The organism is Pseudomonas sp. NFACC42-2 (genome assembly GCF_900116055.1).
In the GTDB taxonomy this organism is placed as follows: domain Bacteria; phylum Pseudomonadota; class Gammaproteobacteria; order Pseudomonadales; family Pseudomonadaceae; genus Aquipseudomonas; species Aquipseudomonas marginalis.
On sequence record NZ_FOZO01000014.1, the window covers coordinates 112,449 to 137,187 of the forward strand.

A 24,739-nucleotide genomic window follows, 5' to 3' on the forward strand; every position below is an offset into this window, starting at 1 on the left:
AGCTCCGGGGTCGCAAATAGCAGGGTGAATTCTGCTGTGATTTAAAGGTGGCTGGGTCTGGTTCAAAACCCGTCTATTCCGGCCACACGTAATGTTTCAGCCAATGTCTGTACGTGTGGGTCGCGAAAAAAAGCGCTCAGTTGCGCTGCGCGACCCGGGCCGATGCCATCGATGGCCAGCCAGGCCTGTGTGTCCCTGGCGACCAGCGTCTGCCAGTCGCCCTTCAGGTTGCCGCGTGCCGCAGGCGGTACACCCAAGGCCTTGAGCCATTGTGCGAAGGGGCGTTGCCGAGCGCTGTGAAGGCTGTCGAGCAGCCGCGTGCGGCTGCGCTCACCGAAGCCATCAATGTTAGCAAGCTCTGCCGCATCCAGGGTTAACCAATCGAGAAAGCCTGCGATTAGACCGGCCTGGATCAATATGTTCCACGTCTCGCGGCCTATGTGCGGCAATGCCAGGCCCTGGTTGCCGCTCAGCCAGGTAAGGCGTGCGAGCAGCTGTTCTTCGCAGCCGGGGTCCAGCTGCCAGCAACTCAAGGCGTGAAAGTCCCGAGGGTCGGGCACTGGCAGGTCGACCCTGGTGGTATTGCGCAGGATCACCTGGTCCAGCCGAGGGATCACTTGGCCAGCCAGGCTGATGGACACGTGGTCGCCCGGGCGAATATCCAGGGCCTGCCAGCGCTTCAAGGAGCCGGCGCTGACCCGGCTGATCCGGCGGTCGTCCAGGCGCACCGGCTCCAGTTCCAGAATGGGGGTGATGCGTCCGGTGCGGCCGATCTTGAATTGCACCTGGCGTACCAGGGCCAGGGCTTTGGAGGCGGGGTACTTCCAGGCGACCGCCCAATAAGGCGCACTAGCCTGCCAGCGTTCAGCGGGTGCGCGCTGCGCCTGGTGCAGCACCACGCCGTCACTGGCAAAGGGCAGGGGGTGGTTGTACCAATAGGTGCGCCAATGTGCTGCTTCGATGATGTCCTGGACGGGCTGGCTGTAGCGCTGGCTGTCGGTGAAACCCCAGCGTGCCAGGGTGGCCAGGCGTTCGGTAAAGTCTGCGGGGCCGTTTGGCCAGGCCCAGACAAACAGGCCGATGCCGGCGGCGTCGGTGTCGCTCAGCTGTCGGCGATTCATCAGCCCGGCCACCCTGCTGCGCGCGTTGAGCCCGCCGCGTGCCGATTGCACATGCTCGTCGAGGCGCCAATAAAGTTCGCCTTGCAGCACCAGGTCGATGGGTTCCGGCAGTTGCTGGACAATGCCGGGGATCTTGCGCGCGGAGGCCGACCAGTCCTGGCCCAGCTTGCCATCGCCACGGCTGATCAGCTGTTTCAACCGGCCCTGGCGGTACACCAGGGTCACCGCAACGCCGTCCACCTTGGGTTGGATCCATACATCCCGGCGCGTGCCCAGCCAGGCGCCCACGGCTTGCTCATCCAGGCGCTTTTCGAGGCCGGTATGGGCGACCGGGTGCGGCAAGGTGCCCCGTGAACTGGCCAGCGGATCATCAGGCGCCGTGGGGTTGGGCACGCACTGGCGCCAGTGGGCCAGACGCTGGCGGGCCTGGTCGTAGAGTTCATCACTGACGGGGGATTGGCCGAGGCGGTGGTAACTGTCGTCCCACAGGCGGATTTGTTCGGCCAGGGTGTCGACCTGGGTCCCGGCCTCATCGGGGCAGTTTTCAGTCCAGGCCGAAAAGGGTAGAGCGCTGAGTAGCAGAGCAATCAGTAAACGCATCATGAGCATCCTTGCTCGGAAGGGGCGCCCAGCCTAAATGATCCGTTCACCCACAAAAAAGCCCCGACGCTGCGGGGCTTTTTACCGGGTGTTTCGGCTTACTTGAACAGGCCGCCCAGCGCTTTCACGGCATCAGGCTTATCAGCCTTGGCTTCCTGGGTTTGCTGCTTGGCGTCGGCTTTGGCCTGGGCTTCGGAGAGTTTGTCACAACCTTTGTTGATCTGGTCCTGCGCTGCTTTGAAGGCCTTCACTTTCAAGCTGTCTTTGCTGGCTTCGGCCGCATCGATCTTGGTTTGCAGGTCTGCGGATTGCTTTTGGCAGTCGCCGGAATTGCCGACACCCAGCTGGGAGCCCAGGGCGCCACTCAATGCGCTCAGGTCGGCGGCGTGGGCCGGCAGGGCGAACAGGCTGAGCAGAAGGGCGGCAGGGGCGAGCGTGGAGATGCGCATGAAAAACCTCAATGTTCGATTGCCTGCGCACTTATGAGTCCCGGGCGGGTGCAGGGCAATATCCAAAATAAGGTGAAGGCCCGAGAGGGCGCGGATTCTAGAGGGCCATTATTGTGCCTGCAAGCTTTGGATCCAAAAAATGTGAAGGCGGTCCCGCAGGCAAGAAAAAGCCCCGCCGGGCAAACCCGGCGAGGCTTTATGTACCGTGGGCGATTACAGGCCGGCGGCAGTGCGCAGGTCGTTGGCGCGGTCGGTTTTTTCCCAGGTAAAGGTGGTGAAGGTGTCGTCGCCGACGGTCTTCTGCGCTGGGGTGCGACCGAAGTGGCCGTAGGCTGCGGTTTCCTGGTACATCGGGTGCAGCAGGTCGAGCATGGTGGTGATCGCGTAAGGGCGCAGGTCGAAGATCTCGCGCACCAGCTTGATGATCTTGTCATCGCTGATCTTGCCGGTGCCGAAGGTATTCAGCGAGATCGACGTAGGCTGGGCCACGCCGATGGCGTAGGACACCTGAATCTCGCAACGCTCGGCCAGGCCGGCAGCAACGATATTCTTGGCCACGTAGCGACCGGCGTAGGCGGCCGAACGGTCAACCTTGGATGGGTCTTTGCCGGAAAACGCGCCACCGCCGTGACGGGCCATGCCGCCGTAGCTGTCGACGATGATCTTGCGACCGGTCAGGCCGCAGTCACCTACCGGGCCGCCAATGATGAACTGGCCGGTCGGGTTGATGTGGAACTGGGTGTCCTTGCTCAGCAGTTCGGCCGGCAGCACGTGCTTGACGATCAGCTCCATCACGCCTTCGCGCAGGTCGGCGTAGGAAACGTCCGGGTTGTGCTGGGTCGACAGTACGACGGCGTCAATGCCGACCACCTTGCCGCCTTCGTAGCGGCAGGTCACCTGGGACTTGGCGTCCGGGCGCAGCCAAGGCAGCACGCCGGATTTACGCGCTTCAGCCTGACGCTGCACGAGCTGGTGCGAGAAGGTGATCGGTGCCGGCATCAGCACCTCGGTTTCGTTGCTGGCATAGCCGAACATCAGGCCCTGGTCGCCGGCACCCTGGTCTTCCGGCTTGGCACGGTCGACGCCCTGGTTGATGTCGGGCGACTGCTTGCCGATGATGTTCATCACGCCGCAGGTCGCGCCGTCGAAACCGACGTCGGAGCTGTTGTAGCCGATGTCGGTGATCACGTCACGAACGATCTGCTCCAGGTCAACCCAGGCGGTAGTGGTCACTTCGCCAGCGATGATCGCTACACCGGTTTTCACCAGGGTCTCGCACGCCACACGGGCGAACTTGTCTTCAGCGATGATGGCGTCCAGCACCGCATCAGAAATCTGGTCGGCGATTTTGTCCGGATGCCCTTCAGACACGGACTCGGAGGTGAAAAGGGAGTATTCGCTCATCTCGATGTTTTCCTGATATTTACCGATGGTGAGTGTCGCCAGTCGGTCGCTGAAAGTGGCGGACCTGGATCTGGAAACCATTACGTAAACCTACATAGAGGCTTTCCCCGGGAACGAGTCCCGCAGCGGTGGCCCAACGGGCCAGATCGTCCTGTTCAAAACCCAACCAGAGATCACCGCAGGCCTCCCTGGCCCAATTCTGGTTGTGGCTGCATAAATCCGTAACCAACAGGCTACCGCCGGGGTGCAGCAACCCGGCCATTTGCTTCAAGGCGTCGGCGGGGGCGGCGAAATGGTGCAGGACCATGTTCAGCACCACGCAATCGGCCTTGATCGTTGTGCTGCTCAGGGCGTCAGCCAACTGCAGGCTGACATTGCCCAATGCCTCGCGCTCACAGAGCTGGCGTGCCAGTTCGAGCATCGCCGGGCTGTTGTCCAGCGCCGTGACCTGCCGAAAGCGGCGTGCCAGTTCCGGCAGGAAGCCGCCATCTCCGGGCCCGACTTCCAGCGCCGTCGCTTCTTCACTGAAGCTCAGCTTGTCCAGTAGCGCCAGTACGCTGTCGCGGTATTGGGCCAGGCCTGCGATCAGGTCCTGCTGGGCGCGAAATTTTTCGGCAACCCGTGCGAAAAAGTCCTGGCTCGCGGCGGCACGTTGCCCGTGGACCTGGCCGATGCGTGACTGCACGTCATGGGGCAGGCTCAGGCTGTCCACTTCCTCAAGCAGGGCCGCGTGCAACTTGCCGCCGAGCAGGTCGGCGTGGGGCAGGGCGCGACGGTAGAAAATCGCATTGCCTTCGCGGCGGGTGGCGACCAGGTCGGCCTGGGCCAGCACCTTCAGATGGTGGCTCATGCCCGACTGGCCGATGGCGAAGATCTGTGCCAGTTCCAGTACGCCGAATGAGTCGTTGGTCAGTGCGCGCAATACGTTCAGACGCAATGGGTCGCCAGCGGCCTTGCACAAGGCTGCCAGCTCTTCGCCGTCGTCAGTACGCAGGGTGGGCACGGGTAGGTTCATAAGGCCAGCAGTCTAGTGACGGGTGAGTATCCCCGCAAGGTCAATATCAAAAAGTTTTGATATTGATCGATAAGTGGCGGTTATAAGCGGCCGCTATAACCTTTAGACGAAGCGGTTAAAGGTTTCTGCAAGCGATTGCCGCCCAAAGCACAGGAAAAACACCTGCAAGTGACTATCTGTCATTGCCCGCAGGCGGTGGCTGAGGGAAAATGCCGATCCTTTTTTCCGTTTCTTTTAATCATTCACTCTTCAAAATCCTCAGGAGAACAGCGATGCCCAGCCGTCGTGAGCGTGCCAACGCCATTCGTGCCCTCAGCATGGATGCCGTGCAAAAAGCCAACAGCGGCCATCCCGGTGCCCCGATGGGCATGGCGGATATCGCCGAGGTACTTTGGCGTGATTACCTGAAGCACAACCCGAGCAACCCGTCGTTCGCCGACCGTGACCGCTTCGTACTGTCCAACGGCCACGGCTCGATGCTGATCTACTCGCTGCTGCACCTGACCGGCTACGACGTCACCATCGATGACCTCAAGAGCTTCCGCCAGCTGCACAGCCGCACCCCGGGTCACCCGGAATTCGGCTACACCCCAGGCGTCGAGACCACCACCGGTCCCCTGGGCCAAGGCCTGGCCAATGCCGTGGGCTTCGCGCTGGCTGAAAAAGTCCTGGGCGCGCAGTTCAACCGCCCTGGCCACGATATCGTCGATCACCACACCTATGTGTTCCTGGGTGATGGCTGCATGATGGAAGGCATTTCCCACGAAGTCGCGTCCCTGGCCGGCACCCTGGGCCTGGGCAAGCTGATCGCCTTCTACGATGACAACGGCATCTCCATCGACGGCGAAGTCGAAGGCTGGTTCACCGATGACACCCCCAAGCGTTTCGAAGCCTACAACTGGCAGGTAATCCGCAATGTCGACGGCCACGATCCGGAAGAGATCAAGACCGCCATCGACACCGCCCGCAAGAGCGCGCAGCCGACCCTGATCTGCTGCAAGACCACCATCGGCTTCGGCTCGCCGAACAAGCAAGGCAAGGAAGACTGCCACGGCGCCCCACTGGGTGACGCGGAAATCGCCCTGACCCGCGAAGCGCTGAAGTGGAACCACGGCCCGTTCGAAATCCCGGTCGACATCTACGCCGAATGGGATGCCAAGGAAAAAGGCCTGGCCACCGAAGCCGAGTGGGACCAGCGTTTCGCTGCCTACTCCGCCGAATTCCCTGAGCTGGCCAATGAGCTGGTACGCCGCCTGGCCGGTGACCTGCCTGCCGATTTCTCGGAAAAAGCCTCGGCCTACATCGCCGAAGTCGCGGCCAAGGGCGAGACCATCGCCAGCCGTAAAGCCAGCCAGAACACCCTGAATGCCTTTGGCCCGCTGCTGCCTGAGTTCCTCGGTGGTTCGGCCGACCTGGCCGGTTCCAACCTGACCCTGTGGAAAGGCTGCAAAGGTGTCTCGGCCGAAGACGCCAGCGGCAACTACATGTACTACGGCGTGCGCGAATTCGGCATGAGTGCCATCATGAACGGCGTGTCCCTGCACGGCGGTCTGGTGCCTTACGGCGCGACCTTCCTGATGTTCATGGAGTACGCGCGCAATGCCGTACGTATGGCCGCGCTGATGAAGAAGCGCGTGATCCATGTGTACACCCACGACTCCATCGGCCTCGGCGAAGACGGCCCGACGCACCAGCCGGTCGAGCAACTGACCAGCCTGCGCACCACGCCGAACCTGGATTGCTGGCGCCCAGCCGACGCGGTGGAATCCGCGGTGGCCTGGAAGCACGCGATCGAGCGCAAGGACGGCCCTTCGGCGCTGATCTTCTCCCGTCAGAACCTGCAACACCAGGTGCGTACCGACGCGCAGATCGCCGACATCAGCCGCGGCGGCTACGTGCTCAAGGACTGCATCGGCGAGCCGGAGCTGATCCTGATCTCCACCGGTTCCGAAGTGGGCCTGACCGTTCAGGCGTACGACAAGCTGACTGCCCAAGGCCGTAACGTGCGCGTTGTGTCCATGCCGTGCACCAGCGTGTTCGAAGCCCAGGACGCCGGCTACAAGCAATCGGTCCTGCCGTTGCAGGTCAGCGCGCGTATCGCCATCGAAGCGGCTCACGCCGACTACTGGTACAAGTACGTGGGCCTGGAAGGCCGCGTGATCGGCATGACCACCTACGGTGAGTCGGCGCCGGCGCCAGCGTTGTTCGAAGAGTTCGGTTTCACCCTGGAAAACATCCTGGGTCAGGCTGAAGAGCTGCTGGAAGACTAAGTCAGTCTGCGTTGTCTGTACTGGCGCTATCGCGGGCAAGCCCGCTCCCACATTTGGATCGCGGTCTGATGTGGGAGCGGGCTTGCCCGCGATGGCGATACTGCATTCAACACCGAACTAACCTCGATCGAGAACCCCATGCCCCAAACGCGTCCCTACAAAGTTGCACTCAACGGCTACGGCCGCATTGGTCGTTGCGTCTTGCGTGCTCTGTTCGAGCGAGGGGCGGCAGCCGGGTTTGAAATTGTCGCGATCAACGACCTGGCCGACATGGCCAGCATCGAATACCTGACACGCTTTGATTCCACCCACGGCCGCTTTCCCGGCGAAGTGCGGGTCGAAGGCGATTGTCTGCATATCAACGGCGACTGCGTGAAAGTGTTGCGCAGCGCCACCCCCGAGGGCATCGACTGGGCGGCGCTGGGCGTCGACCTGGTGTTGGAATGCTCCGGTGCCTATCACACCCGTGCCGATGGCCAGCGTTTCCTCGACGCCGGCGCTCCCCGTGTGCTGTTTTCCCAGCCGATGGCCAGCGAGGCGGATGTCGACGCCACCATCGTCTTCGGCATCAACCAGGATTGCCTGACCGGCAATGAGCTGCTGGTGTCCAACGCCTCCTGCACCACCAACTGCAGCGTGCCACTGTTGCGCCTGCTGGATCAGGCGATCGGCCTGGACTACGTGTCGATCACCACCATTCACTCGGCGATGAACGACCAGCCGGTGATCGACGCCTATCATCATGAAGACCTGCGCCGCACACGCTCGGCGTTCCAGTCGGTGATTCCGGTATCCACCGGTCTGGCGCGCGGCATCGAACGCCTGCTGCCGGAACTTGCCGGGCGAATCCAGGCCAAAGCCGTACGGGTGCCGACGGTGAACGTGTCCTGTCTGGACATCACCATGCAAACCGTCAGCGACACGGATGCGACGGAGGTCAACCGGATCCTGCGCGACGCCGCCACCAGCGGCCCGCTCAAAGGCTTGCTGGCCTACACCGAGTTGCCCCACGCCAGTTGTGATTTCAACCATGACCCGCATTCGGCGATTGTCGATGCCAGCCAGACCCGCGTTTCCGGCCCGAGGCTGGTGAACATCCTGGCCTGGTTCGACAACGAATGGGGCTTTGCCAACCGAATGCTGGATGTTGCGGAACATTATCTGCATATCGCCTCTAAACAACCTCAACAGTAATTCAGGAACTGCCACCCATGACCGTGTTGAAGATGACCGACCTCGATCTGCAAGGTAAGCGCGTACTGATTCGCGAAGACCTCAACGTCCCCGTCAAGGACGGTGTTGTCACCAGCGATGCGCGAATCCTGGCCTCGCTGCCGACCATCAAGCTGGCCCTGGAAAAAGGCGCGGCCGTGATGGTCTGCTCCCACCTGGGTCGCCCGACCGAAGGTGAGTTCTCCGCCGAAAACAGCCTCAAGCCGGTAGCCGACTACCTGAGCAAGGCCCTGGGCCGTGATGTGCCGCTGGTGGCTGACTACCTGGGCGGTGTCGACGTTAAGCCTGGCGACATCGTGCTGTTCGAAAACGTGCGCTTCAACAAAGGCGAGAAAAAGAACAGCGACGAACTGGCCCAGCAATACGCCGCGCTGTGCGACGTGTTCGTGATGGACGCGTTCGGCACTGCCCACCGTGCCGAGGGTTCGACCCACGGCGTGGCCAAGTTCGCCAAGGTGGCGGCTGCCGGCCCATTGCTGGCGGCTGAACTGGAGGCACTGGGCAAGGCCCTGGGCGCTCCGGCCCAACCGATGGCTGCCATCGTTGCCGGCTCCAAGGTGTCCACCAAGTTGGACGTGCTCAACAGCCTGAGCCAGATCTGCAACCAGTTGATCGTTGGCGGCGGCATTGCCAATACCTTCCTGGCGGCAGCAGGCCACCCGGTGGGCAAGTCCCTGTATGAGCCGGACCTGCTCGACACCGCCCGTGCCATCGCCGCCAAGGTCAGCGTGCCGTTGCCGGTGGACGTGGTGGTTGCCAAGGAGTTCGCTGAAACCGCCGAAGCCACCGTCAAGCTCATCGCCGACGTGGCCGCCGACGACATGATCCTGGACATCGGCCCGCAAACTGCAGCCAACTTCGCAGAGCTGCTGAAAGCCTCCCAGACCATCCTGTGGAACGGTCCGGTCGGCGTGTTCGAGTTCGACCAGTTCGGCAACGGCACCAAAGTGCTGGCCAAGGCCATCGCAGACAGCTCGGCATTCTCCATCGCCGGCGGCGGCGACACCCTGGCGGCCATCGATAAATATGGCGTTGCCGACCAGATCTCCTACATTTCTACCGGTGGCGGTGCATTCCTCGAATTCGTCGAAGGCAAAGTCCTGCCGGCCGTTGAAGTGCTGGAAACCCGAGCCAAAGGCTAAGGCTCGTGATCCGGAAAAGGAGTATTCCCATGATCAAGTCGTTGGCAATGGTGATCGCAGCGGGCCTGTTGGCCGGCTGCGGCAGCACGCCAAGCGCAGCGCCGGCGGCAGGCAAACCTGCCACGGAGCAGAAAAAAAGCTGCTATCAGGCTGACTGGCAAGCCGAGACCATGCCGGTGATCAACAAGCGCATCGGCAACGAACGGCTGGAGAAATACGACTCCGCGCCCAACGGTCAGGAACAGGGTTGCCCTTGACGGGTCTGATCAACTAACCGATGGCATCGGCGGCCTTTGGCCCCGCTGCGAGGATTGGCAATGAAAGGCGTTTTCGCCCTGGCAGCCCTGGCCCTACTGGCCGGTTGCAGCAGCATGAATATGTTCAACAAGGCAGAGCCTGCTGATAAGTGGACCACCTGGACCTGCGACAGCAAGGCCGAGGTCAACTGGCGCTTCGCCAACCAGGCCCGCAGTGAGGTGGATGTACGCCTTGGCGGTTCCGACCAGGTTTATCGCCTCAAACAGGACGTTGCCGCCTCTGGCGTGCTGTACAGCAACGACCAGTTGGCGTTTCACACAAAAGGTGAGGAAGGCCTGGTTTACTGGGTTGCCACCGACGATTTGATCGGGCGGGGCTGCAAGGCCCAATAAGATTTCAAATTTGATGAGATCCAAATGTGGGAGGGGGCTTGCCCCCGATAGCGGTGGATCAGCCAACAGAGTCATCACTGACAGGCTGTCATCGGGGGCAAGCCCCCCTCCCACATCAGCAATAACGATTCAGCACGCCAGGCATGCAAAGCCTGACCTGCAATAACTTGAATAGCAGCCGCCGCTACGGCAGGCTTGCACGATTAACGACCCTCGACCGGGAGAGACAACACAATGGCACTTATCAGCATGCGTCAAATGCTGGACCACGCAGCCGAGTTCGGCTACGGCGTCCCAGCCTTTAACGTCAACAACCTTGAGCAGATGCGCGCCATCATGGAAGCCGCTGACAAGACCGACTCCCCAGTGATCGTCCAGGCTTCGGCCGGTGCGCGCAAATACGCCGGTGCCCCGTTCCTGCGTCACCTGATCCTCGCTGCGATCGAAGAATTCCCGCACATCCCGGTGTGCATGCACCAGGACCACGGCACCAGCCCTGACGTGTGCCAGCGTTCCATCCAACTGGGCTTCAGCTCGGTGATGATGGACGGCTCCCTCGGCGAAGACGGCAAGACCCCGACCGACTACGAGTACAACGTACGCGTAACCCAACAAACCGTGGCCATGGCCCACGCCTGCGGCGTTTCGGTTGAAGGCGAACTGGGTTGCCTGGGCTCCCTCGAAACCGGCATGGCCGGTGAAGAAGACGGCATCGGCGCCGAAGGCGTGCTGGATCACAGCCAGATGCTGACCGACCCGGAAGAAGCCGCCGACTTCGTCAAGAAGACCCAAGTGGACGCCCTGGCGATCGCCATCGGCACCAGCCACGGCGCCTACAAGTTCACCAAGCCGCCGACCGGCGACGTACTGGCCATCGACCGCATCAAGGAAATCCACAAACGCATCCCTAACACCCACCTGGTGATGCACGGTTCTTCCTCGGTCCCGCAGGAATGGCTGGCGATCATCAACCAGTACGGCGGCGACATCAAAGAAACCTACGGCGTGCCGGTTGAAGAAATCGTCGAAGGCATCAAGTACGGCGTGCGCAAGGTCAACATCGACACCGACCTGCGCCTGGCGTCCACCGGCGCGATGCGTCGCCTGATGGCCACCAACCCGAGCGAATTCGACCCACGTAAATTCTTCGGCGCCACCGTGACCGCGATGCGTGATGTGTGTATCGCTCGCTACGAAGCCTTCGGCACCGCCGGCAACGCTTCGAAGATCAAGCCGATCTCGTTGGAAGCGATGTACCAGCGTTACCTGAAAGGTGAGTTGAACGCTAAGGTGAACTAAGCCTCTGGCGTTAAAAAAGAAGCCCGCAGCGATGCGGGCTTTTTTTTGGCAGGAAATCAGTCTTGCGCCCATCGGGCATTGCCTGCTCGAATCGAGGCCGATCCGTTCACTCGTGATCAATATCCAACTTCGCAAACGTCACCTTCGCACCTTCCTTGCTGTCCCCACTGTTGTCCTGCACATAAGCGCCCGCCTTGAAGTACAAGGGCTTGGCGGCCCACGCCGCACCAATGCGCTCGTTCCACTCACTGTCAGCGGCGTACACGCTGAGCAGCCCGGCTTTGTTGAGGTTGATCACGTAGGTAAAGCTTTTCTCCAGCGGCACGTTGGACGCGACGATGATCACGCGGCTTTCATCTTCGTCCGGGCGCATGCGCACCTTGGCGACGATGTTGCCGGTCTGGGTCTTTTCCTTGAACTGGTATTCGAGCTTGATCAGCGGTTTCTGGCTGTCGTAGGCGTGGATCTGGCCGATGACGATCTTGCCGCTGGAGGGCACCTGGTTGACCGCGAGGGTGGCGCGCAGGAAGTTGTCGGCTTCGGGGTAGGTCCAGTTGCGCAGGCGGCCGTCGGCGTAGGTTTCGCGCAGTTCGCTGCGCGGGTACACGGCGTTTTCGGTGCGGGTGCCGGTGACGGGTGTCCAGAATTGCACGTTGCTGCCTTCGGCCTGGAAGTATTGGTCGTTGAAGCCACTGAGTAGCTTTGGCGTGTCGATGGTCGCGGGGGGCGAGCCGACCGGAATGCTCAGGTTCCAAGTGGAGAGGTCGATCATGGCATTGGCCTTTTACAGGGGGTGAAGGCTTTGGCCCGGGGGCCTGACAGGTTCTTTATAGGCGGTGGTCGGCCAGTTGTTAAACGTTTGCTGGCAATTTATTGGCGCCAAGGGAATGCCAAAAAGCCATGTTTCCCATGAACCGCGGGCTGTAGAGGTTGACCGTTAGTCGGCTGACTGAACTTTGGCGCAATGATGGCGTCCACGTCACTTCTGATTTTCAGGATCCGGGGCTAGAGTGAGGCCTCAATGTTTGTCCGGGTTTTCTCTCAGAAGTGACCGGAGTAGACCCAAGGAAGAGACCTAGCATGGAATGCGCTCCACCTCATGGCGATGGCAGTTCGGTTCTTCTGGTGGTCGATGACTACCCGGAAAATCTGATCAGCATGCGTGCGCTTCTGCAACGTGATGATTGGGTGGTGGTAACGGCCGCGTCCGGGGTGGAAGCCCTGGAGTTGCTGCTGCAGCATGAGGTCGACCTGGTGCTGCTGGATGTGATGATGCCCGGCATGGACGGTTTCGAAGTCGCCCGCTTGATGCGCGGCAGCCAGCGCACGCGCATGACCCCGATCATCTTTCTGAGCGCCAACGCTCAATCCTCCGCCGCCGTGCTGGAAGGCTACGCCAGCGGCGCCATCGACTACCTGTTCAAGCCCTTCGACCCGCACGTCCTCAAGCCCAAGGTCCAGGCGTTGCTGGAGCACCAGCGCAACCGCCGGGCCTTGCAGCGCCTGAGCCATGACCTGGAGTCCGCCCGGGCGTTCAATGCCTCGGTATTGGACAACGCCGCCGAGGGCATCCTGGTGGTGAGTGAAGAGGGCGTGATCGAATACGCCAACCCGGCGATTTCGCGCCTGCTCAATGCCACGATCCAGGAGCTGCAAGGCCAGGAGTTCCTGAGTTTCCTGCAGAAGCCCCACGTGCCCGTCTGGCTGGAATCGCAGATGTACGCCGGCTACCGCCGCGGTGAGACCTGGCGCCTGCATGATGCGCTCCTGCGCACCGGCCGCGGCCAGCAGGTGCCGGTGGCGTTGTCCTGTGCGCCGCTGCCCGCTGAACAGAAGGCCATGGTGGTGACGGTGCTGGATATGTCCGAAGTGCGTCACTTGCACCAGCAGTTGGAGTTCCAGGCCGTGACCGACCCGCTGACCGGTCTGCTGAACCGGCGCGGTTTTTACCAGGCGGTGGAAAACACCTTATCGCGCAGTGAGCGGACAGAGCAGTCCCTGGTGTTGCTGTACCTGGACCTCGACGGTTTCAAGCGGGTCAACGATTCCCTGGGCCATGATGCCGGCGACCGTGTATTGCGCTGGGTCTCGGAGCAATTGCAGGGCTGCCTGCGTTCCTACGACATTATCGGCCGCATGGGCGGCGATGAATTCACGGCGTTGCTGGAGCTGGAGTTTCCGGAGCAGGCGGCAAAGATCTCGGAAAAATTGATCGAACGAGTGTCGGTGTGCCAGCAGGTCGACGGTTTGGATGTCATGCTCGGCGTCAGCATCGGCATTGCCACCTTTCCGGATTGCGGCGCGGATTTGAGTGGTTTGCTACGTGCGGCCGACATCGCCATGTACGAAGCCAAGCGCGCCGGCCGTCAGCAATATCGCTATTACGACCAGGAAATGAACGGCCGCGCCCGCTCGCGGTTGATGCTCGAAGACAGCGTGCGTACGGCGATTCAAAACAAGGATTTCACCTTGGTCTATCAGCCCCAGGTTTCACTGGTGGATGGGCGTTTGCGCGGCGTTGAGGTGTTGTTGCGCTGGCAGCACCCCAGCGTCGGCGATGTGCCGCCGGGGCTGTTTTTACCGTTGCTGGAAGAAGCACGGCTGATCAGCCAACTGAGCGCATGGATTTACCAGCAGATCGCCGCCCAGCGCCAGGCGTGGCAGGCCGCGTTCGACGATGAATTGGTGCTGAGCGTGAGCCTGAGCAGCAGCCAGTTCAATATGCCCAACCTGGTCAATCAACTGCAGCAGATGCTGGAGCGCTATGGGCTGGAGGGGCACCAGTTGGAGGTGGAAATCGGCGAGGACTGCCTGATGAGTAACCTGGAAGAGGCCGCCAAGCAGCTCCAGTTGCTGCGCCGTATCGGGGTGCGTATCGCCCTGGATGACTTCGGTTCGGGACAATGTTCCCTGGCGCATTTGCGCGACCTGGCCTTCGATACACTCAAGCTTGATCCGCAATTGGTTGCGCGGCTGCCGGGCTCGGTGCGGGACGCGGCGATGGCGCGCAGCATTATCGAGCTGTGTGGGCATTTTGAGGTGGTCGTGGTGGCCGAGGGCGTGGAAACCCAGGAGCAGGCCCAGTGGCTCAAGGCCCAGGGTTGCCCGTTTATCCAGGGGCCGTGGGCGGCGCAGCCCTTGATGGCTGAAGAAGTGGTCGACTGGTCACGCGCCCGCACGCACTGAATTCGCTACACTGGCGCCATTCGAATCCTGTTGCAGACCCCAATGACCGCGCTGAAATACCTCCAGGCCTACCCCGCAGCCCTCCAGGAGCAAGTACGCCAACTGATCGCCAAGGACCAGTTGGGCGCCTACCTGGAGCAGCGTTACCCCGACCGCCATGGGGTGCAGAGCGACAAAGCCCTGTACGCCTATGCCCAGGCCTTGAAGCAGGAACACCTGCGCAACGCGCCGGCCATCGACAAAGTGCTGTTCGATAACCGCCTGGACCTGACCCACCGCGCCCTTGGCCTGCACACCACAATTTCACGGGTGCAGGGCGGCAACCTCAAATCCAAGAAAGAGATCCGCATTGCCTCGCTGTTCAAAGAGGCCGCGCCGCAATTCCTGCGCATGATCGTGGTTCACGAGCTGGCGCACTTCAAGGAATCGGACCACAACAAGGCGTTCTACAAACTCTGCGACTACATGATGCCCGGCTACCACCAGGTGGAATTCGACCTGCGGGTGTACCTCACGTATCGCGACCTGCAGGGCAAGCCCTGACCGCACAAGGCGACCAACCATGGATGTGAGCAAGACCAAAAGCAGCTTCTACCGCCGCCTGTACGTGGCGTACCTGATCGACAGTGGGCTGGCCAGCAGCGTCCCGGCGCTGACCGACGTCACCGGCATGCCCCGGCGCACCGCGCAGGACACGATTGCGGCGCTGGCGGACCTGGATATTGTGTGTGAGTTCGAGCAGGCAGAGGGGGCCCGCAACCATGCCGGGCATTATCGGATTCGCGATTGGGGCGCGATTGATCGTGGGTGGATCGAGGTGAATCTCAGCCAGATCAAGCGGGTTCTCGGTTACCCCTGAGTTCAGCGGTGGCGGGGCCGACGCTATCGGGAGCAAGCCTCAAGTACGCCGCATCCCGATATGCGGAATGTCATCCTCCAGGTATTCCTCACCCGCCACCACAAACCCATACCGCCCGTAATACCCCTGCAGATGGGCCTGGGCTGACAGGAAGATCGGCGTCTCAGGCCAGATCTCGTCAATCTGCCTGAGGGTTTCTTCCATCATCTGGTGCCCCAGCCCGGTTCCCCGTGCAACCGGCGCCACGATCACGCGGCCGATCACCACGTCGCCGCCCTGGGACTCCGGGTCCAGCAGGCGCAGGTAGGCCACCAGCTCGTCGTCTTTCCACGCCATCAGGTGATGGGTATCGCCCGCCAGGTCTTGCCCGTCGATATCCTGGTAGACGCACTTCTGCTCGACAACGAAGACCTCGCCGCGCAAACGCAAAATGGCGTACAGCTGCTCCTTGCCCAGGTCGGTGTGATGTTTACAGACCCAATCGACTGTCATGGTGTGTTCTCGCTTGAATGTCTGTTCTGGATAGTAAGCGCGGCGGGCGACTCTGTCTAAATCGACTATTTTTGTGAATGAAATCAATTTGCCATCATTGAGTGCTCTCGACGTCCGTTTCTTTGTGTAATCTGAGCTAATGTTAGAACCTCAGGCCCTGCCTGAGCCAAGGCCACCGCCCGCCGCCAAGGACTTTGAGCATGCCGCGATTGTCTCGTGCCGTTGCTTTGATTGGAGTGTTGTTGCTGGCGACACCTGTGTTCGCACAGCGTCTGCGCCTGGTCGCGGATGCCTGGCCACCGTTTACCGATGCCACCTTGATCAACGGTGGCCTGGCCACCGATATAGTCACCACGGCCCTGGCCCGTGCGGGCTATGCCAGTGACTTCCAACAGGTACCCTGGGCGCGAGCGCTGATGGGGGTGGGCGATGGGCGCTATGACGTGCTGGTCAACGCCTGGTACGACGAGGCCCGTACACAATTGGGGCAGTTTTCCGGCGAATACCTGCTCAATCGCGTGCGTTTCATCAAGCGCCGTGACGATCCCATCGAGTTTCAGAACCTGGAGCAGTTGCACGACTATCCCATTGCCGTGGTGCGCGGTTATGCCTATTCAGCGGCGTTCGATGGGGATGGGCAGTTGCAGAAAGTGCCGGTGCATAACTTCGCCATGGCGGTACGCATGCTGGCGGCGCAGCGGGTGCGGTTGACCGTGGAGGATGAGTATGTGGCGCGCTATTACCTGTCGCGCGAGTCGGTGCGGGTGCGCAATGCGGTGGAGTTTCTGCCCACGCCGCTGAGCGAAAACAGCCTGCATATCCTGGTCAGCCTGAAGAACCCTGAGCATGCGCAGATTGTGGCGAGCTTTGACCGCGAGATTGCCAGGATGAAGGCGGATGGCAGTTATGAGCGGCTGATGAAGGCCCATGGCATGTAGTGCCTGTGCGGGCCTCATCGGGAGCAAGCCCCCTCCACAGTTTTGATTTGTGAACACAGTCAACAGTGGGAGGGGGCTTGCCCCCGATAGCGGCCTAAGCCGCGCTGGTGTCCTTGATCAGATGCGCCGCCAGCGTGCGCAACGGCCCCAATTGCCGGCAAATCAACGCCAACTGTGTCTGCACCAATCGCTGCCCTTCATCAATCTCATCCGGCATCTGCTCCAGATCCGCCGCCAAGGCCTCCTCGGCATCGCTCTGAATCGCAATCGGCTGCTTGTTCGCCAGCCCGGTGGCGATTTCGTCAATGCTCGCCGCCAGGCTATTGCCGGCGCCATCGATCAAGTGCGCGCGCACTTCGGCCGGCAGTTGGGTTTCGCGGTGTGCCCCGAGCCCCGACAGGTAGCTGAGCAAGGTGTGCGACAGCACCAGGAAGCGGAAGCCCACATCCGCTTCCTTACGGAAATGCCCAGGTTCCATCAGCATATTCGCCAGGGTAGTGGACAGCGCCGCATCGGCGTTGTGGGCATTGCGCCGGGCCAGGCGGTAGGCCAGGTCGTCGCTCTTGCCGGCGGCGTATTGCTGCATGATCTGGCGCAGGTAGATGCTGTTGCAGGTCAGGGTGTTGGCCAGCACTTTGTTCAGGCGTCGGCCTTGCCAGTCCGGGAGGAACAGGAACACCGCCAGGCCCGCGATCAGGCTGCCGAGCAGGGTATCGAACAGGCGTGGCAGGAACAGTCCGTACCCATCGCCCACCTGGTTGAAGCAGAACAGCACCATCAGGGTGATCGCTGCCGTGGCCAGGGTGTAGCGGGTGGTGCGGTTGATAAAGAACACCAGGCCGGCGGCGATGGCGAACATTGATTGCACCAGCGGGCTTGGGAACAGGTCGAACAGCGCCCACGCCACGGTGAGGCCGATGGCGGTGCCGATGATTCGCTGGCCAAGCTTGCGCCGCGTGGCACCGTAGTTCGGTTGGCAAACGAACAGCGTGGTGAGGATGATCCAGTAGCCCTGGGAGGCGTGGATCGCATGCAGCATGCCGTAGCCGACGGTCAGCGCCAGGGACAGGCGCAGCGCATGGCGGAACAGCAGCGATGTCGGCGTGAGTTGGGTACGCAGGCGCGTCCACATTTCCTTCAGGTTGCGTGGGGCGCGGTCCAGCAGGTTGCTGTCGGTGGCATCGGCCAGGGCGTCGGGGTTGCTGGCGTCGCCGAGCAGGCGGTCAAGGGTGGACAGGTTGGCCGCCAGGGCGCGCAAGGAGCGCAGCAGGCCGCGCCAGGCCGGGTTGCTCTGGATGCGCAGGTGTTCCAGGGAGGCGTTCAGGTCGCTGAGGGCTTCGGCGAAGCTGTCGTCATAGATGAACGGCTGGCGCAGCTGGATCGACTCGGCCAGGGCCTGGCAGGCCTTGCCTTGCTGGCGCAGCAGGCGTTGGCAGCGGAACAGCACATCGCTGTGGAAAAACGCATCGGCCAGGGCGTTGTAAGGATAGTGGGACGAGCTGGCGCGTTCGTGGATGTCCTGGGCCAGGAAGTACAGCTTGAGGTAGCGACTGACCTTCGAGCCGGGTCGGCCATTGCCGACGCGGTGCAGGATGATTTCCTTCGCCGCATTCAGCGCCGCCACCACCCGGCCGTTTTGCTGGGCCAGTTCCAGGCGGCGGGCTTCCACGTCCAGTTGGCGAATCGGTTCGAACAACGACGACTTGAGCTTCAGGTAGCGCCCCAGCTCACGGAACAACCGCGCCAGGCTCTGCTGCACCGGCTGGTTGGAAAACAGCGCCTGCCACAGCACCGATAACGCGCCGTACCAGGCGGCACCGGCCACCAGCAGCAACGGTTCATGCCAGAAATCACTGACGGCGCCGCCGCGCTGGTCCACGCCGATCATGGTGTAGACCGACAGGATCAAGGTGGCCGAAGCAATCGCGCCATAGCGTTCGCCCAAGGCGCCGAGCATGGTCAGGCAGAATGTGGCCAGGGCCAGGGAGATGGCGAAAATCCAGGGGTAGGGGAACAGCAGCTCCACCGACAGCGCGGCAATGCTGAAACACACCAGCGTCACCGCCAGGGCGTTGAGGCGGCCTTGCCAACTGTCGTCGGTCTCGGCCAGGGCGCTGGCGATAATCCCCAGGAACAGCGGGATCAGCAGGGTCATTTCATCCTGATACCAGCACAGCGCCATGCTGCCGGTGAGGGCGATAAATACCCGGATGCTGTAGCTGAATTTATCCAGCGCCCACAGGCGCCGCATGGACTGCTTGAACGAGGTCGATGACATGAAGTCTGGAGTCTTCCGGGACGATGCCGCTAAATTGAGCCATCAGTGACGCCACGGCAAGGGTGGTGATCACATCTGGCAGCAAATTATTCCCAGGCATACCGCAAATCAAATGTGGGAGGGAGCAAGCCCCCAGCCACATTCATCAGGCGTACTGCGCTGCGGCGTAACCCGAGGCCCAGGCCCACTGGAAGTTAAACCCGCCCAGATGCCCGGTCACATCCAGCACTTCCCCAATAAAGTACAAACCCGGGCTTTTCAGCGATTCCATGGTCTTGGACGAGACTTCCCGCGTATCCACCCCGCCCAAGGTCACCTCGGCCGTGCGGTAGCCCTCGGTGCCCGCCGGCACCAGTTGCCAGCTCGAGAGTTTTTGCGCGATATCGGCCACTTCAGCGTGGGTGTACTGCTTCATCGGCTTGGACGCGAACCAGGTGTCCGCCAGCAGATTGGCCATCTTCTTGGTGAAGATTTCACCCAGCAGGGTTTTCAGCTCGCTGTTGGGGCGCTCGACCTGCTGCTGTTGCAGCCAGGTGTGGGCGTCGTGGTCGGGCAGCAGGTTGATCTCCAGCGTGTCGCCGGACTCCCAGTAGGAGGAAATCTGCAGAATCGCCGGGCCGCTGAGGCCGCGATGGGTAAACAGGAGGTTCTCGCGAAAGCTCTGGCCGTTGCAGCTGACCAGGCAATCCACCGAGGTCCCGGACAGCTCGCCGCACAAGTCCTTGAGCTGGTCGGTGATGGTGAACGGCACCAGCCCGGCGCGGGTCGGCAGCAGCTCGTGGCCGAACTGCCTGGCGACTTGATAGCCAAAGCCGCTGGCGCCCAGGGTCGGGATCGACAGGCCGCCGGTGGCGATCACCAGGGATTCGCAGCGCAGTTCACCCAGGGTGGTCTGCAACTGGTAGCCGCTGTCGACCTTGGCGATTTCTTCAATCGAGGTGTCCAGGTGCAGGCTCACGCCGGTCTGGATGCACTCGTCCAGCAGCATGCCGAGGATGTCACTGGATTTGTTATCGCAGAACAGCTGGCCGAGTTTCTTCTCGTGGTACGGCACGCCGTGCTTGGCCACCAGGCCGATGAAATCCCACTGGGTGTAACGGGCCAGGGCCGACTTGCAGAAGTGCGTGTTGTGCGAGAGGAAGTTGGCCGGCTCGGTGTACAGGTTGGTGAAATTGCAGCGGCCACCGCCCGACATCAGGATCTTTTTGCCGGCCTTGTTCGCATGATCGAGCAACATCACCTTGCGCCCACGCCCGGCGGCGGTCAGTGCGCACATCAAGCCTGCGGCGCCGGCGCCAATGATCACAACTTCGGTCGAGCGCACAGCAATGTCCTCATACAAATTCTGAATTGGAATGCAGTTAATGTGGGAGGGGGCAAGCCTCCTTCCTCATTGGATCTCCCTATAGGTCGGAGATCGTGTTACAGGATCCGCACACGCAACGAGCGGCCTTTGATCTTGCCGTCGTTCAAGCGCTGCAACGCCTGCTTGGCGATGCCGCGTTCCACGGCCACGAAGGCCTGGAAGTCGAAGATCGCGATCTTGCCGACCTGGGCACCCGGGATGCCGGCTTCGCCGGTCAATGCGCCGAGGATGTCGCCTGGGCGCACCTTGTCTTTACGCCCGGCGGCGATGCACAGGGTGCTCATCACCGGCAGCAGCGGACCACCGCTTTGCGGCTTGAGGTTGTCGAGTTGGTCCCAGTTCAGCGGCGACTTCTGCAGTTGCTCGATGGCCTGGGCGCGATGCGCTTCGGACGGTGCCACCAGGCTGATGGCGATGCCGGTCTCACCGGCACGACCGGTACGGCCCACGCGGTGGATGTGGATTTCCGAGTCGCGGGCCAGTTCGACGTTGATGACCATGTCCAGCGCGTCGATGTCCAGGCCGCGGGCGGCGACGTCGGTGGCCACCAGGACCGAGGTACTGCGGTTGGCGAACATCGCCAATACCTGGTCACGGTCGCGCTGTTCCAGGTCGCCATGCAGGCCGACGGCGGAAATGCCCTTGGCCGTCAGGTGGTCGACGGTTTCCTGCACTTGCTGCTTGGTGAAGCAGAACGCCACGCAGGAGGCCGGGCGGAAATGCGCCAGCACCTTGGTCACGGCGTCCATGCGTTCTTCCGGGGAGATCTCGTAGAAACGCTGCTCGATCTGGTCGTCGGAGTGGAACGCTTCGGCTTTCACTTGCTGCGGCGCGCGCATGAATTTCGACGCCAGTTGCTTGATGCTCACCGGGTAGGTGGCCGAGAACAGCAGGGTCTGACGGCGCGGCGGGGTCTTGCTGATGATGTCTTCGATGGCGTCGTAGAAGCCCATGTCGAGCATGCGGTCGGCTTCGTCGAGGATCAGGGTGTTCAAGCCGTCCAGCACCAGCGAACCCTTGCGCAGGTGTTGCTGGATACGGCCCGGGGTGCCGACGATCACGTGGGCGCCGTGCTCCAGGGAGGCGATCTGCGGGCCGAGGGACACGCCGCCGCACAGGGTCAGGACCTTGATGTTGTCTTCGGCGCGGGCCAGGCGGCGGATTTCCTTGGCGACCTGGTCGGCCAGCTCACGGGTCGGGCACATCACCAGGGCCTGGCAGCCGAAGTAGCGCGGGTTGATCGGGTTCAGCAGGCCAATGCCGAACGCCGCGGTCTTGCCGCTGCCGGTCTTGGCCTGCGCAATCAGGTCCAGCCCCTTGAGGATCACCGGCAAGCTTTGCGCCTGGATCTGCGTCATCTCGACATAACCCAGCGAGTCGAGGTTAGCCAGCATGGCGGCGGACAGGGGCAAAGTATTAAAAGCGGTGGCGATGGTAGTCACGGGACTGGCTCTGCAAAACAAAATGTCGCGCAGTGTACCAGTCTCGTAGGATTTCCCCGCAAGTTCTAGACGAGACGCCGGTTAATGCTCGATATGCTGTTCCGGGCTGGCCGCCCGTTTGCCGTCTTGGGGCGACAGTTGCAGGAAGATCGCCGCCGCCAGCATTGCCATGATGCCCACGGTGAGGAAGGTCAGCTGGAACGCGCCGAGCACCGTGCTCACGCCGTCGTTGCCCGATTCTGCGGTAAACCCGCCGAGCAATGCACCGGCACAGGCCACCCCCAGGCTCAGGGACAGTTGCGCCACCACCGACAGCAGACTGTTGCCGCTGCTGGCCTGGGCGTCGTCAAGGTCGATGAGGGTGACGGTGTTCATCGCCGTAAATTGCAGCGAGTTGATCGCCCCCAGCACCGCCAGCATGGCCAGCAGCAGCGGGTAGGGCGTCTGTTCGCTGACCAGGCCCATGCTCGCCAGCATGATGCCCAGGGCCAGGGTGTTGCCGGTCAGTACGACGCGATAACCCAGGCGCTCGATCAACGGACGCGCCACCGACTTGGCGAACATCGCCGCCGCCGCCAGGGGCAGCATGCTCATGCCGGCCTGGGACGGCGAGTACCCCAGGGCCACTTGCAGCAGCAACGGCACCAGGAACGGCAAGGCACCGCTGCCCAGGCGCGCGAACAGGTTGCCGAGGATGCCCACCGCGAAGGTGCGGGTCTTGAACAGCGCCGGTGAAAACAGCGGGTTATCGATATGCCCGGCGCGCAGCCAGTACGCCGCCAGGCACGCCAACCCGCCGAACAGCAGCAGCATCACCCGCAGGTGCGGCAGGTGCAGCTCGCCCAGGCCTTCCATGGCAATGGTGATCAGCACCATCGCCGCGCCGAACAATAGAAAACCGAGGCCATCGAAGCGTGTGCGCTCGCTGCCGCGCAGGTCGGGGATGAATTTCCACACGGCGTAGCAACCGATCATGCCCACCGGCAGGTTGATCAGGAAGATCCAGTGCCAGGTCAGGTATTGCACCATCCAGCCGCCCATGGTCGGGCCGAGCAGCGGGCCAAGCAGACCGGGAATGGTGATGAAGCCCATGATCCGCACCAGTTCGGAGCGGGGGTAGGCACGTAGCACCACGAGCCGCCCGACCGGCAGCATCAGCGCACCGCCGAGGCCCTGGATGACCCGCGCGCCCACCAGCATGGTCAGGCTGCTGGACAGGGCGCACAGCAAGGAGCCGATGCTGAACAGCATGATCGCACCGAAGAAAATCTTCTTGGTGCCGAAGCGGTCGGCGATCCAGCCCGAGGCCGGGATCAGCAGGGCGACGGTGAGCATGTAGGCGATCACCACCCCTTGCATGCGCAGCGGGTTTTCCGCCAGGTCCCGGGCCATGGCCGGCAGAGCCGTGTTGAGAATCGTCCCATCCAGCGATTGCATGAAGAAGGCAATCGCGACCACCCAGGGGAGCCAGCGGGCGGTCTTGGCATCGAGAGGGGCACGATCTGGCATGGGGTACCTTTTTGTTAGCCGGCTATGTGTCGGCGATTATGCGCCATTCGTCGCTCCTTTTCCCACTGGCGGTTCGTCTAAGTCCGACAAGTTCGCGTGCTTTCCCACCAGGAAATCCAACAACGCCCGGTGCACCGCCAAAGCCGCCTCGCGGGACTCCAGGTCGAGCAGATGCCCGGTGTGTTCGGCCACGGCAAAGCTGCTGCGCCCGACGTAGTGCTTGAACAGTTGGGCCTCGGCGGCGGGGGTGTATTCGTCCAGCGCACCATTGAGAAAGTGCACCGGGGTTTCGATCTGCCGCAGCGCCGGCAGATAGTTGCCATCACCCAATGCCAGGACCTGGTGGATATGAAAGCGCGCCTGGCGGTACTCGGTGGTGGCCATGTTCGACAGGTGCCGATGATTGTTGCGCTTGAGGCGTGGCGACAGGTATTTGCCGACGGTCTCGTTCAGCAGGTGGCCGACGGCGGATTTGTCATCGGCCTCGATCAGCACGCGCACGCGCTCCACATAGTCGAGCATGGCCTGGTTGAGGTTGGGTGCCAGGGCCATCACCACCGAGCTTTCGATCGACGGCGGGTTGTGCGCCAGGGTCAGCAGCGTGGAGATACCGCCCCAGGAGGCCGAGACCAGATGGTTGACCTGGAAGCGCTCGACCAGGGCACGCAGGATTTGCACCTCGTCATCCTTGGTCACCAGGTCGAGGTCGGTGTTGTGTTCGCGGGAATAGCCCGAGAAGGGCAGGTCGAACAACAGCACATTGAAATGCTCGGCCAGGCATTTGCTGGTACGGGCGAATGAGCGTGTGGTGGACAGTGCGCCATTGACCATCAGGATGGTGTTCTTTTCCGCATCGTTTCCCAACTGCTCAACATGAACGTTGTAGTGCTTGAACAGCTTTTCTATGACAAAACTTCCATGGTTCATGTCAACGCTCCAGCTTGCCCTTCCCGGGCAAGGTCGTGCTCTCGTGGGTGGGGTGGCGGGGTGCCACTAACCGTTATAACGAGGTTTTTCGCAGGCGACAACAGGCTGCCCGTGCAGACTGGGAGGAAGAGAATTTACGGTAGGAAGGGCTGAAACCGGGATGTCTGAAATCAGCACAGGACAAGGTGGGAGGGAGCTTGCTCCCGATGACGGTGTATCAGCAAAGTACTCATTGACTGATACACCGCCATCGGGGTGTAGAACCGTAGACATCGTTTACATCTGAAACCGGGGACATCGTTTACACATTTGAGGCCTGGACGCGGGTCATACCTCGTCCAAGCCTCCCCAAGGGATAATCACACAGGTACAAATCCCAAGCATCATCTTCAGCTTCTTTGAGCCCTATCCTTTCCCCGGACAGCGCCTCGCTGATAAATACCAACTTGCCGTTCCACTTGATCGATCCGTCCTGCCTGACGCTTCGAACTTTCATTTCTGCCGGATATTCCACATCGGGCAAGCATCCTGGATAAATTCGGGTGGACGGCACATACAA

Annotated in this window: 21 protein-coding genes and 1 pseudogene; 10 read left to right on the forward strand and 12 right to left on the reverse strand. The window is 61.8% G+C overall.

What is annotated here, in order from left to right; genetic code table 11:
* Positions 1-62 precede the first annotated feature (62 nt).
* The 4 genes from ligB to BM416_RS22190 all read right to left on the reverse strand — a co-directional run bounded on the left by ligB (position 63) and on the right by BM416_RS22190 (position 4,589).
* Positions 63-1,724, reverse strand: a complete 1,662-nt coding sequence (ligB, locus tag BM416_RS22175; RefSeq protein WP_092489468.1) for an NAD-dependent DNA ligase LigB — start codon at positions 1,722-1,724, stop codon at positions 63-65.
* 95 nt (positions 1,725-1,819) lie between these two features.
* Complete coding sequence (locus BM416_RS22180; protein WP_027606043.1) at positions 1,820-2,170, reverse strand: hypothetical protein; 351 nt, start codon at positions 2,168-2,170, stop codon at positions 1,820-1,822.
* Positions 2,171-2,383: 213 nt separating this feature from the next.
* The gene (gene metK, locus BM416_RS22185) at positions 2,384-3,574 is read right to left on the reverse strand and encodes a methionine adenosyltransferase (protein WP_065925490.1); all 1,191 of its coding nucleotides are present in this window, start codon (positions 3,572-3,574) and stop codon (positions 2,384-2,386) included.
* A gap of 19 nt (positions 3,575-3,593) precedes the next feature.
* Positions 3,594-4,589 carry an ArsR/SmtB family transcription factor gene (locus BM416_RS22190; protein WP_092489469.1) on the reverse strand — a complete coding sequence of 332 codons (996 nt, stop codon included), beginning with the start codon at positions 4,587-4,589 and terminating at the stop codon, positions 3,594-3,596.
* A 272-nt stretch (positions 4,590-4,861) separates the two neighbouring features.
* Here BM416_RS22190 and tkt point away from each other — a divergent pair, with 272 nt between their 5' ends.
* From tkt to fba, 6 genes are all read left to right on the forward strand, one after another.
* Complete coding sequence (gene tkt / locus BM416_RS22195; protein WP_092489470.1) at positions 4,862-6,859, forward strand: transketolase; 1,998 nt, start codon at positions 4,862-4,864, stop codon at positions 6,857-6,859.
* A gap of 138 nt (positions 6,860-6,997) precedes the next feature.
* Positions 6,998-8,053 carry an erythrose-4-phosphate dehydrogenase gene (gene epd / locus BM416_RS22200; RefSeq protein WP_065947508.1) on the forward strand — a complete coding sequence of 352 codons (1,056 nt, stop codon included), beginning with the start codon at positions 6,998-7,000 and terminating at the stop codon, positions 8,051-8,053.
* A 17-nt stretch (positions 8,054-8,070) separates the two neighbouring features.
* Positions 8,071-9,234 carry a phosphoglycerate kinase gene (locus BM416_RS22205; protein ID WP_027606038.1) on the forward strand — a complete coding sequence of 388 codons (1,164 nt, stop codon included), beginning with the start codon at positions 8,071-8,073 and terminating at the stop codon, positions 9,232-9,234.
* Positions 9,235-9,263: 29 nt separating this feature from the next.
* Positions 9,264-9,491: a hypothetical protein gene (locus BM416_RS22210; RefSeq protein WP_027606037.1), complete on the forward strand. Its 228-nt coding sequence runs from the start codon at positions 9,264-9,266 to the stop codon at positions 9,489-9,491.
* Between the two features lie 60 nt (positions 9,492-9,551).
* Positions 9,552-9,884, forward strand: coding sequence for an MliC family protein (locus BM416_RS22215; RefSeq protein ID WP_017531025.1), 333 nt, complete (start codon positions 9,552-9,554; stop codon positions 9,882-9,884).
* A 234-nt stretch (positions 9,885-10,118) separates the two neighbouring features.
* Entirely contained in the window at positions 10,119-11,183 is a 1,065-nt protein-coding gene (fba, locus tag BM416_RS22220) for a class II fructose-bisphosphate aldolase (protein WP_003177554.1), read from the forward strand.
* Positions 11,184-11,289: 106 nt separating this feature from the next.
* On the opposite strand, the gene BM416_RS22225 is transcribed toward fba, so the two are convergent.
* A complete protein-coding gene (locus BM416_RS22225; protein ID WP_027606035.1) occupies positions 11,290-11,955 on the reverse strand; it encodes a polysaccharide lyase family 7 protein in 666 nt (221 codons plus the stop codon).
* A gap of 308 nt (positions 11,956-12,263) precedes the next feature.
* Between BM416_RS22225 and BM416_RS22230 the strand changes: the two genes are divergently transcribed.
* The 3 genes from BM416_RS22230 to BM416_RS22240 are packed head-to-tail and all read left to right on the forward strand — an operon-like array spanning position 12,264 to position 15,228.
* A complete protein-coding gene (locus BM416_RS22230; RefSeq protein WP_092489471.1) occupies positions 12,264-14,369 on the forward strand; it encodes a putative bifunctional diguanylate cyclase/phosphodiesterase in 2,106 nt (701 codons plus the stop codon).
* Positions 14,370-14,411: 42 nt separating this feature from the next.
* Positions 14,412-14,912: a M48 metallopeptidase family protein gene (locus BM416_RS22235; protein WP_027606033.1), complete on the forward strand. Its 501-nt coding sequence runs from the start codon at positions 14,412-14,414 to the stop codon at positions 14,910-14,912.
* A gap of 19 nt (positions 14,913-14,931) precedes the next feature.
* Positions 14,932-15,228 (forward strand): winged helix-turn-helix domain-containing protein, encoded by a 297-nt coding sequence (locus tag BM416_RS22240; protein ID WP_092489472.1) that lies wholly within the window; start codon positions 14,932-14,934, stop codon positions 15,226-15,228.
* Positions 15,229-15,267: 39 nt separating this feature from the next.
* Here the strand turns inward: BM416_RS22240 and BM416_RS22245 are convergent, their stop codons facing one another.
* Positions 15,268-15,720 (reverse strand): GNAT family N-acetyltransferase, encoded by a 453-nt coding sequence (locus BM416_RS22245; protein WP_092489473.1) that lies wholly within the window; start codon positions 15,718-15,720, stop codon positions 15,268-15,270.
* A 200-nt stretch (positions 15,721-15,920) separates the two neighbouring features.
* Here BM416_RS22245 and BM416_RS22250 point away from each other — a divergent pair, with 200 nt between their 5' ends.
* Entirely contained in the window at positions 15,921-16,658 is a 738-nt protein-coding gene (locus tag BM416_RS22250; protein WP_092489474.1) for a substrate-binding periplasmic protein, read from the forward strand.
* Between the two features lie 94 nt (positions 16,659-16,752).
* Here BM416_RS22250 and yccS read toward each other — a convergent pair whose 3' ends face one another.
* From yccS to BM416_RS22280, 6 genes and pseudogenes are all read right to left on the reverse strand, one after another.
* Positions 16,753-18,936: a YccS family putative transporter gene (gene yccS / locus BM416_RS22255; protein ID WP_092489475.1), complete on the reverse strand. Its 2,184-nt coding sequence runs from the start codon at positions 18,934-18,936 to the stop codon at positions 16,753-16,755.
* 145 nt (positions 18,937-19,081) lie between these two features.
* Positions 19,082-20,260, reverse strand: coding sequence for a BaiN/RdsA family NAD(P)/FAD-dependent oxidoreductase (locus tag BM416_RS22260; RefSeq protein ID WP_092489476.1), 1,179 nt, complete (start codon positions 20,258-20,260; stop codon positions 19,082-19,084).
* A gap of 98 nt (positions 20,261-20,358) precedes the next feature.
* On the reverse strand, positions 20,359-21,696 hold the full coding sequence (dbpA, locus tag BM416_RS22265; protein WP_235865629.1) for an ATP-dependent RNA helicase DbpA: 1,338 nt from the start codon (positions 21,694-21,696) through the stop codon (positions 20,359-20,361).
* 129 nt (positions 21,697-21,825) lie between these two features.
* A complete protein-coding gene (gene mdtD, locus BM416_RS22270) occupies positions 21,826-23,253 on the reverse strand; it encodes a multidrug transporter subunit MdtD (RefSeq protein WP_027606026.1) in 1,428 nt (475 codons plus the stop codon).
* Between the two features lie 36 nt (positions 23,254-23,289).
* Complete coding sequence (locus BM416_RS22275) at positions 23,290-24,180, reverse strand: alpha/beta fold hydrolase (RefSeq protein ID WP_092489477.1); 891 nt, start codon at positions 24,178-24,180, stop codon at positions 23,290-23,292.
* Positions 24,181-24,481: 301 nt separating this feature from the next.
* Positions 24,482-24,739, reverse strand: a pseudogene (locus tag BM416_RS22280) (IS481 family transposase); the annotation flags it as partial.